The organism is Sphaerotilus microaerophilus (assembly GCF_023734135.1).
Lineage (GTDB): Bacteria > Pseudomonadota > Gammaproteobacteria > Burkholderiales > Burkholderiaceae_C > Sphaerotilus > Sphaerotilus microaerophilus.
Map to the genome: position 1 here is coordinate 2,852,091 of NZ_AP025730.1, position 16,954 is coordinate 2,869,044.

Annotated in this window: 16 protein-coding genes; 13 read left to right on the forward strand and 3 right to left on the reverse strand. The window is 71.6% G+C overall.

The annotated features are described in order from the left end of the window. Nucleotides 1-69: 69 nt before the first annotated feature. From NGK70_RS12390 to NGK70_RS12415, 6 genes are read left to right on the forward strand one after another with little or no spacing between them, the layout of a single operon-like run. Nucleotides 70-1,398: a homoserine dehydrogenase gene (locus tag NGK70_RS12390; RefSeq protein WP_251973503.1), complete on the forward strand. Its 1,329-nt coding sequence runs from the start codon at nt 70-72 to the stop codon at nt 1,396-1,398. Nucleotides 1,399-1,431: 33 nt separating this feature from the next. Further along, nucleotides 1,432-2,862 (forward strand): threonine synthase, encoded by a 1,431-nt coding sequence (gene thrC / locus NGK70_RS12395; RefSeq protein ID WP_251973504.1) that lies wholly within the window; start codon nt 1,432-1,434, stop codon nt 2,860-2,862. Nucleotides 2,863-2,872: 10 nt separating this feature from the next. Further along, nucleotides 2,873-3,418, forward strand: coding sequence for a molybdopterin-guanine dinucleotide biosynthesis protein B (gene mobB, locus NGK70_RS12400; protein ID WP_251973505.1), 546 nt, complete (start codon nt 2,873-2,875; stop codon nt 3,416-3,418). A 28-nt stretch (nt 3,419-3,446) separates the two neighbouring features. Further along, nucleotides 3,447-4,691, forward strand: coding sequence for a molybdopterin molybdotransferase MoeA (locus NGK70_RS12405; RefSeq protein ID WP_251973506.1), 1,245 nt, complete (start codon nt 3,447-3,449; stop codon nt 4,689-4,691). Between the two features lie 37 nt (nt 4,692-4,728). Further along, nucleotides 4,729-4,980, forward strand: coding sequence for a MoaD/ThiS family protein (locus tag NGK70_RS12410; RefSeq protein WP_251973507.1), 252 nt, complete (start codon nt 4,729-4,731; stop codon nt 4,978-4,980). Nucleotides 4,981-4,993: 13 nt separating this feature from the next. Continuing rightward, complete coding sequence (locus NGK70_RS12415) at nt 4,994-5,500, forward strand: molybdenum cofactor biosynthesis protein MoaE (protein ID WP_251973508.1); 507 nt, start codon at nt 4,994-4,996, stop codon at nt 5,498-5,500. A gap of 39 nt (nt 5,501-5,539) precedes the next feature. Here the strand turns inward: NGK70_RS12415 and NGK70_RS12420 are convergent, their stop codons facing one another. Together NGK70_RS12420 and NGK70_RS12425 are read right to left on the reverse strand one after the other, a co-directional pair. Then, the gene (locus NGK70_RS12420) at nt 5,540-6,697 is read right to left on the reverse strand and encodes a DUF1513 domain-containing protein (RefSeq protein ID WP_251973509.1); all 1,158 of its coding nucleotides are present in this window, start codon (nt 6,695-6,697) and stop codon (nt 5,540-5,542) included. Nucleotides 6,698-6,803: 106 nt separating this feature from the next. Beyond that, on the reverse strand, nt 6,804-7,523 hold the full coding sequence (locus tag NGK70_RS12425) for a DUF8198 family protein (protein ID WP_251973510.1): 720 nt from the start codon (nt 7,521-7,523) through the stop codon (nt 6,804-6,806). A gap of 165 nt (nt 7,524-7,688) precedes the next feature. On the opposite strand from NGK70_RS12425, the gene NGK70_RS12430 reads away from it, so the two are divergent. The 7 genes from NGK70_RS12430 (at nt 7,689) to NGK70_RS12460 (ending at nt 15,089) form a co-directional block, all read left to right on the forward strand. Further along, complete coding sequence (locus tag NGK70_RS12430) at nt 7,689-9,059, forward strand: coniferyl aldehyde dehydrogenase (RefSeq protein WP_251973764.1); 1,371 nt, start codon at nt 7,689-7,691, stop codon at nt 9,057-9,059. A gap of 5 nt (nt 9,060-9,064) precedes the next feature. Then, on the forward strand, nt 9,065-9,604 hold the full coding sequence (locus tag NGK70_RS12435; protein ID WP_251973511.1) for a hypothetical protein: 540 nt from the start codon (nt 9,065-9,067) through the stop codon (nt 9,602-9,604). A gap of 6 nt (nt 9,605-9,610) precedes the next feature. Further along, nucleotides 9,611-11,221, forward strand: coding sequence for a GMC family oxidoreductase (locus tag NGK70_RS12440; RefSeq protein WP_251973512.1), 1,611 nt, complete (start codon nt 9,611-9,613; stop codon nt 11,219-11,221). A gap of 40 nt (nt 11,222-11,261) precedes the next feature. Further along, entirely contained in the window at nt 11,262-12,170 is a 909-nt protein-coding gene (locus NGK70_RS12445; RefSeq protein ID WP_251973513.1) for a lipase family alpha/beta hydrolase, read from the forward strand. 137 nt (nt 12,171-12,307) lie between these two features. Next, nucleotides 12,308-12,886: a Spy/CpxP family protein refolding chaperone gene (locus NGK70_RS12450; RefSeq protein WP_251973514.1), complete on the forward strand. Its 579-nt coding sequence runs from the start codon at nt 12,308-12,310 to the stop codon at nt 12,884-12,886. Nucleotides 12,887-12,945: 59 nt separating this feature from the next. Then, complete coding sequence (locus NGK70_RS12455) at nt 12,946-13,647, forward strand: response regulator transcription factor (protein WP_251973515.1); 702 nt, start codon at nt 12,946-12,948, stop codon at nt 13,645-13,647. 8 nt (nt 13,648-13,655) lie between these two features. After that, nucleotides 13,656-15,089 (forward strand): HAMP domain-containing sensor histidine kinase, encoded by a 1,434-nt coding sequence (locus NGK70_RS12460; RefSeq protein ID WP_251973516.1) that lies wholly within the window; start codon nt 13,656-13,658, stop codon nt 15,087-15,089. Between the two features lie 157 nt (nt 15,090-15,246). Here the strand turns inward: NGK70_RS12460 and NGK70_RS12465 are convergent, their stop codons facing one another. Further along, the gene (locus tag NGK70_RS12465) at nt 15,247-16,773 is read right to left on the reverse strand and encodes a DEAD/DEAH box helicase (RefSeq protein WP_251973517.1); all 1,527 of its coding nucleotides are present in this window, start codon (nt 16,771-16,773) and stop codon (nt 15,247-15,249) included. Nucleotides 16,774-16,954 lie beyond the last annotated feature (181 nt).

Consider the following 16,954-nt stretch of genomic DNA (forward strand, 5'->3'; position numbering starts at 1 on the left):
GCCCCGCCGTCCCTGCGCTATTCCGCTTTCCCCGAACCCGGCGCCCTCGAAGCGCCCGTGAGACTCTCCATGAAACCCATCCAAGTCGGCCTGCTGGGCATCGGTACCGTCGGCAGCGGCACGTTTGCCGTCCTGAAGCGCAACCAGGAAGAGATCCGCCGCCGCGCCGGCCGCGGCATCGAGATCACCATGGTGGCCGACCTCAACGTCGAGCGCGCCCGCGAGATCGTCGGCGAGGGCACCCAGGTGGTGGCCGACGCGCGCGCCGTCATCGCCAACCCGGACATCGACATCGTCATCGAGCTGATCGGCGGCTACGGCATCGCCAAGGCGCTGGTGCTGGAAGCCATCGCTGCGGGCAAGCACGTCGTCACCGCCAACAAGGCGCTGCTGGCGGTGCACGGCACGGAGATCTTCGCCGCCGCGCGCGAGAAGGGCGTGATGGTGGCCTTCGAGGCCGCAGTCGCCGGGGGCATCCCCATCATCAAGGCGCTGCGCGAGGGCCTGACCGCCAACCAGGTGCAGTGGCTGGCCGGCATCATCAACGGCACGACCAACTTCATCCTGTCGGAGATGCGCGACAAGGGCCTCGACTTCGCCGTCGTGCTCAAGGAGGCGCAGCGCCTGGGCTATGCCGAGGCGGACCCGACCTTCGACATCGAGGGCGTGGACGCCGCCCACAAGGCCACGCTGATGAGCGCGCTGGCCTTCGGCATCCCCGTGCAGTTCGACAAGGCCCACGTCGAGGGCATCACCCAGCTGTCGGCCACCGACATCCGCTACGCCGAGCAGCTGGGCTACCGCATCAAGCTGCTGGGCATCGCCAAGCGGCGTGACGACGCGAACGAGGGCAAGGGCGGCATCGAGTTGCGGGTGCACCCGACCCTGGTCCCCAGCAAGCGCCTGATCGCCAACGTCGAGGGCGCGATGAACGCCGTGATGGTCCAGGGCGACGCCGTGGGCACCACGCTGTATTACGGCAAGGGGGCCGGCAGCGAGCCCACCGCCTCGGCCGTGATCGCCGATCTGGTGGACATCACCCGCCTGCACACCGCCGACCCGGACCACCGCGTGCCGCACCTGGCCTTCCAGCCCGACGAGCTGCACGCCACGCCGATCCTGCCGATCGACGCCGTGCGCACCGCCTTCTACCTGCGCCTGCGCGTGGCGGACCAAAAGGGCGTGCTGGCCGCGATCACCCGCATCCTGGCCGAGGCCGACATCTCGATCGATGCGCTGCTGCAGCGGGAATCCGCCGAGGGCGAGAACCAGACCGACGTGATCATCCTGACCCACGACACGGTGGAAGGCGACATGCGCGCCGCCATCGCCCGGATGCAGGCGCTGCCGACGGTGCTCGCGCCGATCGTCTCGCTGCGCAAGGAAGAGCTGGCCTGATTGGGCCTGAGCCGCGAACTGGTCGGATTGCCCATGAAATACATCAGCACCCGCGGCGACGCCACCCGCCGCGGCTTCTCCGAGATCCTGCTCGAAGGCCTGGCGCCGGACGGCGGGTTGTACCTGCCCGAGGCCTACCCGCGCATCGACGCGCCCACGCTGGCGCGTTGGCGTGAGGTGCAGGCCACGCAGGGCTACGCGGCCCTGGCCTTCGAGATCCTGTCGCTGTACATCGACGACATCCCGGCCGAGGACCTGCGCGCGCTCTGCGCCCGGACCTACACCGCGGAGGTCTATGGCAGCGATGCCATCGTGCCGCTCAAGCCGCTGGAGCCGGGCCTGTGCCTGGAGTCGCTGTCCAACGGGCCGACGCTGGCCTTCAAGGACATGGCGATGCAGCTGCTGGGCCACCTGTTCGAGTACGAACTGGGCCGGCGCGGCGAGACGCTCAACATCCTGGGCGCCACCTCCGGCGACACCGGCAGCGCGGCCGAGTACGCGATGCGTGGCAAGCGCGGCGTGCGCGTGTTCATGCTCAGCCCGCACGGGCGCATGAGCCCGTTCCAGCAGGCGCAGATGTTCTCGCTGCAGGACGAGAACATCCACAACCTGGCGGTGGAAGGCGTATTCGACGACGCGCAGGACATCGTCAAGGCGGTGTCCAACGACCTGGCCTTCAAGCGGCAGTACCGCATCGGCACGGTCAACTCGATCAACTGGGCGCGGCTGCTGGCCCAGGTGGTGTATTACTTTGCCGGCTACTTCCTGGCCACGAAGTCCAACGACGAGCAGGTGAGTTTCACCGTGCCGTCGGGCAACTTCGGCAACGTCTGCGCCGGCCACGTCGCGCGCATGATGGGCCTGCCGGTGAAGCACCTGGTGGTGGCGACGAACGAGAACAACGTGCTGGAAGAGTTCTTCCGCACCGGCAGCTACCGCGTGCGCGGCAGCGCCGAGACCTTCGAGACGTCGAGCCCGTCGATGGACATCAGCAAGGCGTCCAACTTCGAGCGCTTCGTCTACGACCTGCTCGGCCGCGACGGCGCGCGCACCAAGGCGCTGTTCGCCGACGCCTTGAGCCGCGAAGGCGTCTTCACGCTCAGCGCCGAGGAGTTCGCGCAGATCGGTGCCTACGGCTTCCAGTCCGGGCGCTCGACCCACGCCGACCGGCTGGCGACCATCAAGGCCACCTACGAAGGCCAGGGCGTGCTGATCGACACCCACACCGCCGATGGCGTGAAGGTGGCGCGAGAGCTGCGCGAGCCGGGCGTGCCGATGATCGTGCTGGAGACCGCGCTGCCGGCCAAGTTCGAGGCCACCATCGCCGAGGCGCTGGGGCCCGATGTGCACGCGCCGCGCCCCGCCGCGCTGGCCGATCTGGAATCGCGCCCGAAGCGCTTCCAGGTCATGCCGGCCGATACGGCGCGCATCCAGCAGTACATCCGCGACCACGTGCCGCTGTGAGGCCCGCACGATGAAGGTGGTCGGGCTCTGCGGCGTTTCCGGCTCGGGCAAGACGCGCCTGGCCGAGGGGCTGATCCGTGCGCTGCGCGCGGCGGGCCAGCGCGTCTCGGTGGTCAAGCACGCGCACAAGCGCTTCGACATCGACGTGCCCGGAAAGGACTCGTACCGCCACCGCGAGGCAGGCGCCTTCGAGGTGGTGGTGGCCAACAGCCACCGCCTGGCCAAGGTGCGCGAGTTCGAGGCCGAGATGGAGCCGACCGTGCACCAGCTCATCGCGGAGCTGGTGGATTGCGGTGATCACCATTGGGTGCTGGTGGAGGGCTTCAAGCACGCCAGCCTGCCCAAGATCGAAGTCTGGCGCACGGAGCCTGGCGCGGCGCCGATGTATGCCCAGGACGATCCCTTCATCGTCGCCGTCGCCACCGATGCGCCGCAGCAGTTGCCGGCGCCGACCGGACTGCCAGTGCTGGATCTGAACCAACCCGAGGCGATCGCCGCTTTCCTGCAGCAAGATCCGGCCCGCTATGACTACTGTCCTCCCGATTCCTTCGCCTAGCACCGCCACGGGCGGCCGTCCGGGCTTGATGCCGCTGGACGACGCACTGGCGCAGCTGCTGGAGCGCGTGCAGCCGCTGGCGGCGACTGAAAACGTGTCGACCTTCGACGCGCTCGGCCGCGTGCTGGCCGCCGAGGTGCGCTCGCTGCTGGACGTGCCGCCGGCCGACAACACCTCGATGGACGGCTACGCCCTGCGCGCAGCGGACGTGCCGGCCGCCGGCACCGTGCTGCCCGTGGCGCAGCGCATTCCTGCCGGCGTGGTGGGCGAGCCGCTGCAGCCTGGCACGGCCGCGCGCATCTTCACCGGGGCGCAGGTGCCGCCGGGCGCCGATGCGGTGGTGATGCAGGAGCAGTGCGTGGCCATCGCGGCTGCGGTCGCTGGCGACGGCCTGGGCGCCGTGCGCATCGACACCGTGCCGGTGGCAGGGCAGTGGATCCGCCGCCGTGGCGAGGACGTGCAGTGCGACAGCCTGGTGCTCGGTGCCGGCACGCGGCTCACGCCCGCGGCGCTGGGGCTGGCCGCCTCGGTGGGTGCGGCCACGCTGACGGTGGCGCGCCGCCCGCGCGTGGCGCTGTTCTCCACCGGCGACGAGCTGGTGATGCCGGGCGAGCCGCTCAAGCCCGGCGCGATCTACAACTCCAACCGCTACACCCTGCGCGCGCTGCTGCAGAGCTTCGGTTGCGAGGTGGCCGACCTGGGCATCGTGCCCGACCAGCGCGAGGCCACCCGTGCGGCGCTGCGCGAGGCTGCGGCAGGGCACGACCTGATCCTCACCTCGGGCGGCGTCTCGGTGGGTGAGGAAGACCACATCAAGCCTGCCGTGGAGGCCGAGGGCCGCCTGACCCTGTGGCAGATGGCCATCAAGCCCGGCAAGCCGCTGGCCTTCGGCGAGGTGCGCCGCCCAGGGGCAGCGGGCACGGCCGAGGGCGGCCACGCCTGGTTCATCGGCCTGCCGGGCAACCCGGTGTCGAGCTGGGTGACCTTCCTGCTGCTGGTGCGCCCGGTGCTGCTGCGCCTGCAGGGCGCAGTCGACCTGGCGCCCCGGGCCTACACCCTGCGTGCCGATTTCGACTGGCCGCGTGCCGACAAGCGGCGCGAGTTCCTGCGTGTGCGCCTGAACGAGCGCGGCGGGCTCGACCTGTTCGCCAACCAGAGCTCCGGCGTGCTGACCTCGGCCCACTGGGGCGACGGCCTGGTCGACAACCCGGGTGGCCAGACCATCCGGGCTGGCGACCTGGTGCGCTACCTGCCGGTGCGCGAGCTGCTCTGAGCGCGGCGGCCCCGAACCTTCTCGAACCCTGCCGACGATGAAGATCCAACTGCGTTACTTCGCCTCCCTGCGCGAGGCCCTCGGCCCGAGCGAGGTGCTGGAGCTGGCCGAGCCAGCCACGATCGGCGCCGTGCGCGACACGCTGATCGCCCGGGGTGAGCCCTATGCCAGCGCGCTGGCGCGTGGCCGGGCCGTGCGCACCGCACTCGACCAGGTGATGGCCGCCGAATCCGCGCCGGTGGGCGAGGGCGCCGAGCTGGCGTTTTTTCCGCCCGTGACGGGCGGCTGAGCCGGAGCCGCACATGACACTGCCCCGCGTGAGCATCCAGACGGCCGACTTCGACCTCAGCGCCGAGGTGGCGGCCCTGCGAGCCGGTGACCCCGGCGTCGGCGCGGTGGCAGCCTTCGTCGGCACGGTGCGTGACCGCAACCCGGCCGGCTACCAGGGCCAGGCCGAAGCCGGCCAGGTCTCGGCGATGGAGCTGGAGCACTACCCGGGCATGACCGAGCGCAGCATCGAGGCGATGATCGACGCGGCGCTCGCGCGCTTCGACATCCGCGCCGCGCGGGTCATCCACCGCGTCGGGCTGCTGCAGCCGCTGGATCAGATCGTGCTGGTGGCGGTGACCTCGGCGCACCGCGGCCAGGCCTTCCAGGCCTGCGAGTTCCTGATGGACTACCTGAAGACCCAGGCGCCGTTCTGGAAGAAGGAAACCACGCCCGAGGGTGCGCGCTGGGTCGATGCCCGGGTCAGCGACGACGCGGCGCTGCAGCGCTGGGGCATCGAGGCCGGCGGCAACGCGGGCTGAAGCGCCCTCGGCTGCCCGGCCGGGCAACCCGCCCGGTGCTCAGCCCAACACCACCCAGTGGTTGTCCAGCGCCATCGGCTGTGGCCAGGGCAGGAAGGCCGGTTCGGCGCTTGGGTGCCAGCGCACCAGTCCCAGGCCGGTCGCCACCAGCACGCCGCTGCCGCCGTTGGCTGGGTCGGGGCCACCCTCGGGCTGGGTCCAGTCGGCCAGCGCATAGGCCTCCTTCAGCTCGACGATGCGCGTGAGCTTCTCCGGCGCCGCGGGGTGCCACACCTGCGCCACGCCGGCCTTGTTGCTCGACAGGGCAAAGCCGCCCTGGTACGCCGCCGCGATGTCGCCCGCATAGCCGTGCCCGTCGTTGGCGCGCGTGGGGGTGTGCAGCGTGTCGCCGTCGAGCACCGCCAGGATCGGCGCGGCCGCCCGGCGGGCCGGGTCGTCGTGCTCGGCCTGCATGGCCACGCCGAGGAAGGGCTCCTCGTCCGCCCCTGGGCGGCTCCAGGCCAGGTGGCGCAGGCTCAGGCGCGGGTCGTCGAGCTTCCAGCGCCGCAGCAGCCGGCCGTTGCCGCCGTCCAGCCGCACCAGCGACGAGTCCATGCGTGGCAGGTCGACCTTGCGGTCCTCCAGGGTGCGGCGCACGCCTCCATTGGCGACGAGCAGGTGGCCGGCCTCGTCGATCAGCAACTGGTGCGGCTCGATGCCGCCGCTCGACCATTCGTCGAGCTTGCGCAGGCTGTGGCGGTCGCGCACGCCGATGCGGCCCTGGTCGTTGCCGTAGTCGATCTCGGTGGTGTAGAGCCGGTCGCGGCCCACGGCGACGTGGCCGCTCAGGCGCACCTGGGCGGATTCGCGGCTCACATCGACCTGCTGCGTCACCTTGCCCTGGCCGTCGCAGCGCAGCAGCCAGCTGCCGGGGCGCACCCCGTTGACCAGCAGCCCGCCGCCGGCTTCGGCCATCAGTCCGTGCGGGCGGGTTGGCAGGGCCACCGCGTAGCGGATCTGCAGCGTCCGGGCGGCCCAGTCCGCCGCCAGTACGCCAGCGTAGTGGGTGTCGTTGGCGTTGGGCCCCCGCCAGGCAGCGCCGATCAGGGTGGGGCGCAGCGCGTCGCCCTCCGAGGGAAGGGCCCGCGCCCAGGTGGGCAGGACGCCCAAGGCGCCGAAAGAGAGCAGGAAGCGGCGCCGGCCGAGGGTGAGGTCCATGTCGAGGCGGGAAAGTGGCAGAAGTGGCGGGTGATCAGGTCTCCATATTAAATGAGAATGAATGCTATTTGCGTTGATGTGGCGCAGACGATGCGTCAGCCGTTTTTCAAGGCTCACCGCCAGCGAAGATCTGCTGCATCAGCGCGGTCTCCCGTTGCTCGATGAGCGCCAGGAAGACCTCGGCGCCGTGCATCGAGCGGAAGGCATCGAAGCCCTGCTGCAGGAAGCGGTGCAGCTCGCCGAGCCCGGCCAGCTCGGCCGGGCGGCGCATCATCTTGAGGCTCAGGCCCAGCAGCGGCAGGTGGGTCAGGCGGTCGAGCGTGCGGCCGATGCGGCCCACCAGCCCGATCTGCAGCGCCCGGTCTTCCGGCCGGCTGCAGGCGCGGTAGGCGCTGGCGTAGGCGGCGCCATCGAGGCGGCCGGCCCGGCCCGCCGCGCGCAGCTGCACCACCATGTCGGCATCCAGCGACTCCGAGAGCGCGTCCATGTGCATCGCGTCCACCAGCGTGGCCAGTGCCCGGGTAGGCAGCGTGGCGACCAGCGTGGGCAGCACGCGGGCCAGCTCGGCGTCGCGCTGGGTGAAGTCGTGCGTGCCGTAGAGCTCGTCCAGGAAGAAGGCGGTGGCCACCGCGTAGCGGGGGTCAGCCGCCAGGTCGGCGTGGGTGCGCGCCAGCCGGGCGGACTGCCAGCCCTTCAGGCGCAGGTGGTCCTGGGCCGCCGCCTCGGTGAGGCGCATCTGCCGCAGCCGGCTGGCCTCGGCGAGGTGGCGCTGCAGCTCCAGAGCCAGGGCGTCCTTCTCCAGCGCGGGGGCAGGGGTGTCACTCACAGCTGGATTATCGAAACCCGACCTGGCTGCTTCTAGAGCGATCGGTCTAATCCGGCGCAAAGCAGCGGACTAGACTGGTCTGAAAGGATCCGCGCCATGAACCTGCATGACCTGCCAGCCCCGAGCGGCGCCGACGTGGCGGCGATGCGCGGCCTCTTCGATGCGATGCATGCCACCACCCGCCTTGATCCGGCGGTGCCGCGCGAGTGGCGCGTGGCCCGGCTGGAGGCGCTCGCCGCACTGCTCGGTGAGGCGCCCGACGCCTGGGTACAGGCCATCGACGCGGACTTCGGCCACCGCTCGGCGCACGAGACCCGGCTGGCCGAGCTGTTTCCGGCCGCCGAGGCGGTGCGGCACGCGCGCCGCCACGTGGGCGCCTGGATGCGGCCCCGGTCGGTGTCGCCCTCGCTGTGGTTCCGGCCCGGTCGGGCAAGGCTGATCCCGCAGCCGCTGGGCGTGGTGGGTATCGTGGTGCCCTGGAACTACCCGTTGCTGCTGGCCCTGTCGCCGCTGGCGGCCGCGCTGGCGGCCGGCAACCGGGTGATGATCAAGATGTCCGAATTCACGCCCCGCACCGGCGCCCTGCTGGCGCAGCGGGTGGCGAAGCACTTTCCGGATGGCAGCGTGGCGGTGGTGCTGGGCGACGCGCAGGTGGGCGCGGCCTTCACGCAGCTGCCCTTCGATCACCTGCTCTTCACCGGCTCGACCGCGGTCGGCCACCATGTGATGCGCGCCGCGGCGGACCACCTCACGCCGGTCACGCTGGAGCTGGGCGGCAAGTCGCCCGCGATCATCGGGCCGCAGCATCCGCTGGCGCATGCGGCCGAGCGCATCCTGGTGGGCAAGCTGTTCAACGCCGGGCAGACCTGCATTGCACCCGATTACGTGCTGCTGCCCGCCGGGCAGGAAGAGGCCTTCATCGCCGAGGCGCGCGCCGTGGTGGCGCGGCTGTACCCGCAGCTGGTGACGACGCCGGACTACACCTCGATCGTCAACGAGCGCCACTTCCAGCGCCTGGGCGGCTACCTCGACGAGGCGGCAGCCCTGGGGGCGCAGCTGCGCCCGCTCAGCGACGTACCGGCCGATGCGGCGCGCCGGCGCCTGCCACCGGTGGCACTGCTGCAGGTGACGGATGCGATGCGGGTGATGCGCGACGAAATCTTCGGCCCGCTGCTGCCCATCGTGCCCTACCGCAGCCTGGACGAGGCGCTGGCCTACGTGAACGCGCGGCCACGCCCGCTGGCGCTCTACCTCTTCGAGCGCGACCGCCGCCGCCAGGAGCAGGTGCTGCAGGGCACGGTGGCCGGCGGGGTGACGGTGAACGACACCCTGCTGCACATCACGCAGGAGAATTTGCCCTTCGGCGGTGTCGGCCCCAGCGGCATGGGGCAGTACCACGGGTACGAAGGCTTCCGTACCTTCTCGAAGCACAAGGGCGTGTTCCTGCAGTCGCGCCTGAACGCGATGTCGCTCTTCAATGCCCCCTACGGCCGGGTCATCGAGCGGATGACGGCGCTGCTGACGGGCCGCCGGTGACGCGCATGGGCCTGACACGTCGAACCTGGCTGAAGACCGGCATCGCTGGTGGGTTGCTGCTGGCTGGCGCCTGGGCTTTTCACAAACCCCTGGACCGCCTGGCCAAGCGGGGGCTGGTGGCGCAGGCACCGCTGGACGGCGCCCTGCGGCTGGTCGTGCCGGCGCTGGTGCCGGTGCTGCTCGCGGGCATGCTGCCTGAGGCGGCGGGTGAGCGGCAGGCCGCGATCCGCCAGGCCACCGACGGCGTGGCTACCGCGGTGGCGGCGCTGTCCGCCGCGACCCAGCAGGAGGTGAGCGAACTCTTCGCCCTGCTGGCGCTGCCGCCCACGCGCATCGCCGTGGCGCGCCTGAGCGTGCCCTGGCCCGAGGCGAGCGAGGCGCAGGTCCGCGCCTTCCTCGACGGCTGGCGGGGCAGCTCGCTGGCGCTGCTGCAAAGCGGCTACCAGGCGCTGCACGACCTGGTGCTGGGCGCCTGGTACGCGGATCCTGCGCACTGGGGCGTCATCGGCTACCCGGGGCCGCCCGAGGTGCCCCGTCCTTCCTGACACACCATGATCAACGATCCCTACCGAGAAGGTGCGGCGCGCGGCTGGCGGCTCGTCGATGCGGCCCGGCTGGAGCGCGATGTGGAGGCTGAGGCCGACGTCATCGTGCTGGGCAGCGGCGCCGGTGGTGGCATTGCCGCCGAGGTGCTGGCCAAGAGCGGCCTGCGCGTGGCGATCGTGGAAGAAGGCCCGCTGCGCAGCACGCCGGATTTCCGCATGCGCGAGGCCGACGCCTACCCGCAGCTCTACCAGGAATCGGCCGCGCGCAAGACCGCCGACAAGGCGATCAACATCCTGCAGGGCCGCTGCGTGGGCGGCTCCACCACGGTCAACTGGACCAGCAGCTTCCGCACTCCGCCGGACACGCTGGCGTTCTGGCGCAGCCACTTCGGGCTGGACGACTACAGCCCCGAGGCGCTGCTGCCCTGGTTCGAGATGGTCGAGCGCCGCCTGGGGATCCATGAGTGGAACGGGGTGCCCAACCTGAACAACGAGACGCTGCGCAGCGGTGGGCAGGCGCTGGGCATCGAGGTCAGCGGGATGCGCCGCAACGTGCGCGGCTGCTGGAACCTGGGCTACTGCGGCATGGGCTGCCCCACCAACGCCAAGCAGTCGATGCTGCTGACGACGATCCCCTCCGCGCTGGAGCAGGGCGCCACGCTCTACAGCCACCTGCGCGCCGAGCGTCTCATCGTCGAGGGCGACCAGGTGCGCGGCGTGGATTGCGTGGCGATGGAGCCGGCCGGCGTGCATCCGCGAGCGTTGCGGGTGCGCCTGCGTGCGCGCCACGTGGTGCTGGCCGCGGGCGCCATCGGCAGCCCGGCGCTGCTGCTGCGCAGCGGCCTGCCGGACCCGGCGCAGCGCGTCGGGCGGCGCACCTTCCTGCACCCGGTGGCGCTGAGCGCGGCCGTGATGCCACAGGTGGTGGCCGGCCACGCCGGTGCGCCGCAGAGCCTGTACTCGGACCACTACCTGCACCGCGATCCCATCGACGGCCCGGTGGGCTTCAAACTGGAGTCGGCACCGCTGCACCCGGTGCTGTTCGGCACCACGCTGCAGGGCTACGGCGAGGCGCACGCCGGGCTGATGCGCGAGTTTCCGCACGCGCAGGTCCTGCTGGCCCTGCTGCGCGACGGCTTCCACGAGGCCAGCCCGGGCGGCACGGTGCAACTGCGCGACGACGGCACGCCGGTGCTGGACTACCCGCTGAACGACTACCTCTTCGACGGCATGCGCCGCGCGCTGCAGGCGATGGCGGAGATCCAGTTCGCCGCCGGTGCGCGCAGCGTCATCCCGGTGCACGAGGCCGGCCTGCGCTGGTCGAGCCTCGCCGAGGCCCGCGCCGGCATCGCGACGTTGCTCCTGCAGCCCCTGGCGCTGCGGGTGGTCAGCGCCCACGTGATGGGCGGCTGCGCGATGGGGAAGGACGCGGCACAGTCGGTGGTCGATCCGCGCGGCCGGCACCACCGGGTGCGTGGCCTGACGGTGGCCGACGGCTCGCTGTTCCCGACCAGCATCGGTGCCAACCCGCAGGAGTCGGTCTACGCCATCGTGGCGCGCAACGTCTCCGCGCTGGCGGCCGAGCTGACCGGCCGGCCGGCGGCACCCATCGCCTGAGCATCGGGCAAGCGCCGCCGCCCTTCACTTCGGAGCAGCCATGACGGCTCGACACCTGCGCTGGGCCCTGTTGATCGAGTTCAGTCTCTACACGGCCTGGCTGGTCTGGCGGATCGAGGGCGGTGCGGGCGGGCTGGCCTCGTTCTGCGCGGTGCTGGCCTGTTTCTTCGGCCTGCGGGCGCTGGTGGTCACGGTGACCTATGCCTTCACGCTGCTGGGGTCGGACCCGGTGCCTGCGAATCTGCGTTGCGGGCCGCTCGGCTGGCTGCGCATGGTGCTCGAGGAGTACGCCGGCCTGCTGCGGCTGTTCGTGCTGGCGCAGCCCTTCGAGTCGCGCTGGCTCGCGCCCGACCGGCTGGACGTGCCGGCGCCCACCGAGCCGCAGCGCCCACCGCTGCTGCTGATCCACGGCTACCAGTGCAACCGCGGCTTCTGGTACTGGCTGCGCCCGCGGCTTGAGGCGGCCGGCTGGACCGTCGCCACCGTCAGCCTGGAGCCGGTGCTGCGTGACATCGACGTGCTGGTCGATGCCGTCGAGCACCGCATCCGCGAACTGCAGCAGGCCACCGGCGCTGCGCAGGTGATCCTGGTCGGCCACAGCATGGGTGGCCTGGTGGCGCGGGCCTACCTGCGCCGCTGGGGTGCGCAGCGCGTGGCGCGGGTGGTCACCCTGGGCTCGCCTCACTACGGCAGCCGGCTCGCCGCGCTGGCCTGGGGCCGCAACGGCCGGCAGATGGTGATCGGCAACCCCTGGCTGCGTGAACTGCAGAACGAGCCGCTGCCCGTGCCGCTGACCTCGATCTACAGCGTGCACGACAACCAGGTGATGCCGCAGCGCCGCTGCAGCGAACTGGCCGGGGCGCGCAGCGTGGCCATCGGCGGCGTCAGCCACCTGGGCATGGCCACGTCCGAACGCGTCCTGGCTGTGCTGCTGGGCGAGCTGGCGTGATCCGGTAGCCGACCCTCGACATAAAACGAAACACGACGATACCGGGCTGAAAGGACGCTGCGGCACCTGGCGGGCACCATGAGGCCATGTCCTGCCGAACCGCGTGCGGGATCCTCAGTGAAGAAGGAAATTCGATCATGACCCCCTGGATCAAGCGTTCCCTGTACGTCGTGTTTGCCGCTGCGGCGGTGGGTGGTCTGGCCGCCTGTGGCCACGGCCCGATGGGTGGTGGCATGGCCGGTGACGGGCCTGCTGCCTGCGGCCCCGGCATGGGTGGCCCGATGATGGGCATGCGCGGCATGCACCGCGGCCCGATGAGCGATGCCGACCACGCCAAGATGCGTGACCGCATGGTCGAGCGTGCCACCACAGAGCTGGCGCTGGACGCTGGGCAGAAAGCCAAGCTGGTGACCCTGCTGGACAAGATGCACCAGCAGCGCACCAAGATGACGGGCCCGGCTCCACAGGCGGGCCAGCCGGGCAAGACGCCGCGTGACGAGTTCCTGGGCCTGATGAGCGGCGAGCGCTTTGACCGCGCCCGCGCCCAGGCGTTGGTGGACGAGAAGGGCAATGCGATGCGCGCCGCCGCGCCGGAGATGATCACCGCGATGGGTGACTTCTACGACAGCCTCAAGCCCGAGCAGCAGGCCAAGGTGCGCGACTTCCTGTCGCGCGGTGGCCGCGGCATGGGTGGGCGCGGCTGGCCCCGCGGCTGATTTCGCCGAGCCTGCCGCAGCGGCGCCTCCCTGGTACCGCTGTGGCAGGATGAAGCACCATGCCCCGCATCCTCCTGATCGATGACGACGAGCACCTGGGTGCGCCGCTGGCGGCCTACCTGAAGCGCTACGACTTCGAGGTGGACTGCGCGCTGCGTCCCAGCGTCGCCCTGCAGCGCCTGCGTGAGGTGGCCTACGACGGCGCCATCCTGGACGTGATGCTGCCGGAGATGGATGGGTTTGCGCTGTGCCGCGAGATCCGGAACGGCAGCGACCTTCCCCGTGACCTGCCGATCCTGATGCTCACCGCCCGCGGTGACGTGATGGACCGCGTCATCGGCCTGGAGCTGGGCGCGGACGACTACTTGCCCAAGCCCTTCGAGCCGCGCGAGCTGGCCGCGCGGCTGCAGACCATCCTGCGCCGCCGCGCTCCGAAGCCGGGTGCCGACGAGCTGTCCGACGCGCGCCGCCTGGTCTTTGACGGTCTGGTGGTCGACCTGGACCGCCGCCAGGTGCTGCGCCAGGGCGAGGTGGTGGAGCTGACCGGCACCGAGTTCGAGTTGCTGGCCATGCTGGCACGCGAACCCCACAAGGTCTTCAGCCGCGACGAGATCCTGAACCGCCTGCGCGGCCACGAGGCCGACCTCTACACGCGGGCCGTGGACATCGTCGTCAGCCGGCTGCGCCGCAAGCTGGAGCCGCAGGACTGCATCAAGACGCTGCGCAACGCGGGCTACACCTTTGCGGGGGCCCGCGCGTGAACCGTCTCATGGCCCGCCTGCGTGCGGCCTGGCGCAGCCTCGGGTTGCGCATCGTGCTGCTGTTCCTGCTGCTGGCCGTGGCGATCGTGGGGGTCGGTGCGGGTGGCATGCAGCGTGCGGTGGGCGGCCCTTGGCGGGCACTGGTGCGCCCGCTGGTGGCGGACTACGTGGACCGCCTCGCGGAGGACATCGGCAACCCGCCGGACGTCGCCCGCGCGCGCGCATTGGCCGAGCGCCTGCCGCTGACGGTGCGCATCAGCGGCCCGGCGGTGCAGTGGGATTCGCGCGGCGACACGGCGCTCTCGCCGCCCCAGCCGATGCGGCCGCCCTGGTCCCGCATGGGAGGGGCCTCGCAGGTAGAGGCCCCCTGGCACCCGCGCGACCCGGCGCACGGGCCGATGGGCCGCGGCATGCATCGGCACTTTCCCGTGCTCGACGACGATGCCGCCGACACCGAGCGTGGCTGGCTGATGGCGCGGCGCCTGACGGCCGATGGCCACGTGCTGCAGTTCGGCATCGCCCAGGTCCCGTGGCGTGACCGGCCGCGATCGATCGGCTGGTTCACGGTCGGCCTGCTGGCGATCCTGACGCTGGTGGCCTATGGCGTGGTGCGCCATTGGCTGCGCCCCTTGAGCGACATCGCCGCCGGGGCCGAACGCTACGGAGCGGGCAAGTTCGACGCGCCGATCCCACAGCGCCGCGACGACGAGCTCGGCGAGCTGGCCGGGCGCATCAACACCATGGCGACGCGGCTGCACGGCATGCTGGAGGCCAAGCGGGCGCTGCTGCTGGCGATCAGCCACGAACTGCGCTCGCCGTTGACGCGCGCGCGGCTGAACGCCGAGCTGGTCGATGAGGGCCCTTCGCGCGATGCCCTGCTGCGCGACTTGGGCGAGATGCGCGAGCTGATCACCGACCTGCTGGAAAGCGAACGGCTGGCTGCCGGCCATGCCGCCCTGCAGCGCGAAGCCACCGACCTGGCGGCGCTGGTGCGCACCGTGGTGGCCGAGCTGGGCCCCGAGGGTGGCGCTGCGCGCATCGAGGTGCAAGTGGATGAGGTGCTCGGCCCCGTCGAAGTCGACCCGGCACGCTGGCGCGTGCTGCTGCGCAACCTGCTGAGTAACGCGCTGCGGCATGGTCGACCCGAGGAGGCCCAGGAGGGTCAGGAGACGCAGGCCCCGGATGTCGAGCTGAGCCTCGTCCGCGTCGGCGATGCCCTGCGGCTGACGGTGCGCGACCACGGCCCGGGCGTGCCGCCCGAGCAGCTGGCCCACCTGACCGAGGCCTTCTACCGCCCGGACTCGGACCGCGGCCGGCGCAGCGGCGGGGTCGGCCTGGGCCTGCATCTGTGTCGGCTGATCGCCGAGGCGCACGGCGGCCGGCTCACGTTGCGCAGTGCCGAGCCCGGGCTGCTGGCCGAGGTGACCTGGCCGGCGGGGTGATGGGCGTGTTGAGGGGCGGGAGGCCGCCCGGCCGAGGCGCCGACGGGTCGACGATTGTGCGGACAAGACGAAAAAAGCCCGACCAGAGGTCGGGCTTTTTGCTGCCCGGCGGGCCGATCAGCCGATCAGCCGATCAGCGCCGCCGTGCGGGTTTCGCTCAGCGCGGGCCCGGGCCACGCGGGCGGGCCGGGCCGCGGGCCGGGGCGCCATCGCGGCGGTGGTGGCCGGCCGGAGCGTCGCCGTGGGGGCGGTACGGAGCGCGCGGGTGGGCAGCCGGCGCATGGTGGCCTTCGCCACGGGCGGCGTGGGCCGCCGGGCCATGGCCGCCAGCGCGCGGCGGGTGGCCGTCACGGCGGCGGTCGTCGCCACCCTCATGCCAGCGCGGCTCGCCACGGAAACCACCAGGGCCGCCGGCCGACGGGTGGCCACGGTGGGCTGGCGCGCCGCGGTGGGCGCCGGGGCGGTTGCCCGGGCGCTCCATGTGGCGTGGCGTGCGGGTGAACAGCTCGGGCACCGGGCGCTTGGGCTCCAGGCCTTCGATCGTGCCAACCGGGATCGGCTGGGTGGTGAACTGCTGGATGCGGCGGATCATCGACACGTCGCGGCGCTCGGCCAGCGTGATTGCGCGGCCCGAGCGGCCGGCGCGGCCGGTGCGGCCGATGCGGTGCACGTAGTCCTCGGCCTTCATCGGCAGGCCGAAGTTGATGACGTGGCTGATGTTGGGCACGTCGATGCCGCGGGCGGCCACATCGGTGGCCACCAGCACGCGCAGCTCGCCGCGGCGCAGCGCCATCAGCGTGCGGTTGCGGCGGCCCTGCGGCATGCCGCCGTGCAGTGGCGCCACGGCGTGGCCGAGGTCGTAGAGGTGGGCGGCCAGCTCGTCGGCATCGCGCTGGGTGCTGGTGAAGATCACCGCCTGCTGCAGCTCGCGCTCGGTCAGCAGGTGCTCCAGCAGGGCAGCCTTGTGCTGCAGGTCATCGGCCCACATCAGTTGCTGCTCGATGTTCTCGTGGCTGTCGGTGTGGTTGGCCACCTCGATGCGCTGCGCATCGTCGCGCAGGATCTGGTCGGCCAGGCGGCCCACCTGGCCGGCAAAGGTGGCGCTGACCATCACGGTCTGGCGGCTTTGCGGCAGGGCGGCGGCGATGCGCTCGATGTCTTCGATGAAGCCCATGTCGAGCATGCGGTCGGCTTCGTCGAGCACCAGCATCTCGACGTGGCCGAGGATGGCCTTGCCGCTTTCCAGGTGGTCGATCAGGCGGCCCGGTGTGGCGATCAGCAGGTCCAGCGGCTTGCGCAGCGCAGCCAGCTGGGCGCCGTAGGGCACGCCGCCGACGACGGTGGCGATCTTCAGGCCGGGGACGTCCTGGCCATAGACTTCAGCCGCCTTGGCGACCTGGATGGCCAGCTCACGGGTGGGCGTCAGCACCAGCACGCGCGGGCCGAAGGCCTGGCCCTTGGGGCGGCGCTGCGCCGGGTCGGCGCGGGCGTTGAGCACGCGCTGCAGCGCCGGCAGCACGAAGGCCGCCGTCTTGCCGCTGCCGGTGTTGGAGCACACGCGCAGGTCACGGCCCTCCAGTGCGGGCGGGATGGTCTGCGCCTGCACTTCGGTGGGGTTTTCGTAGCCGGCCGCGAGGACGGATTTCAGGATGGCCGGCAGCAGGCCCAGGGTGTCGAAACTCATGATCTCTTCGGTCTTTCTCAGGTCGCGCCAGGGGCGGAGCGACAGGCGGGCGCCGCGCGACATGCAGCGGCGCAAGGGCAGGGCGCCACGCTGCGCGGCATCCATCCGCGCACGAGGTGCGTCCAGTGGTCAGGGGATTCTTCCCGCCCGGTGGTCGAACAGCATCGCCGCCGACCGCGCC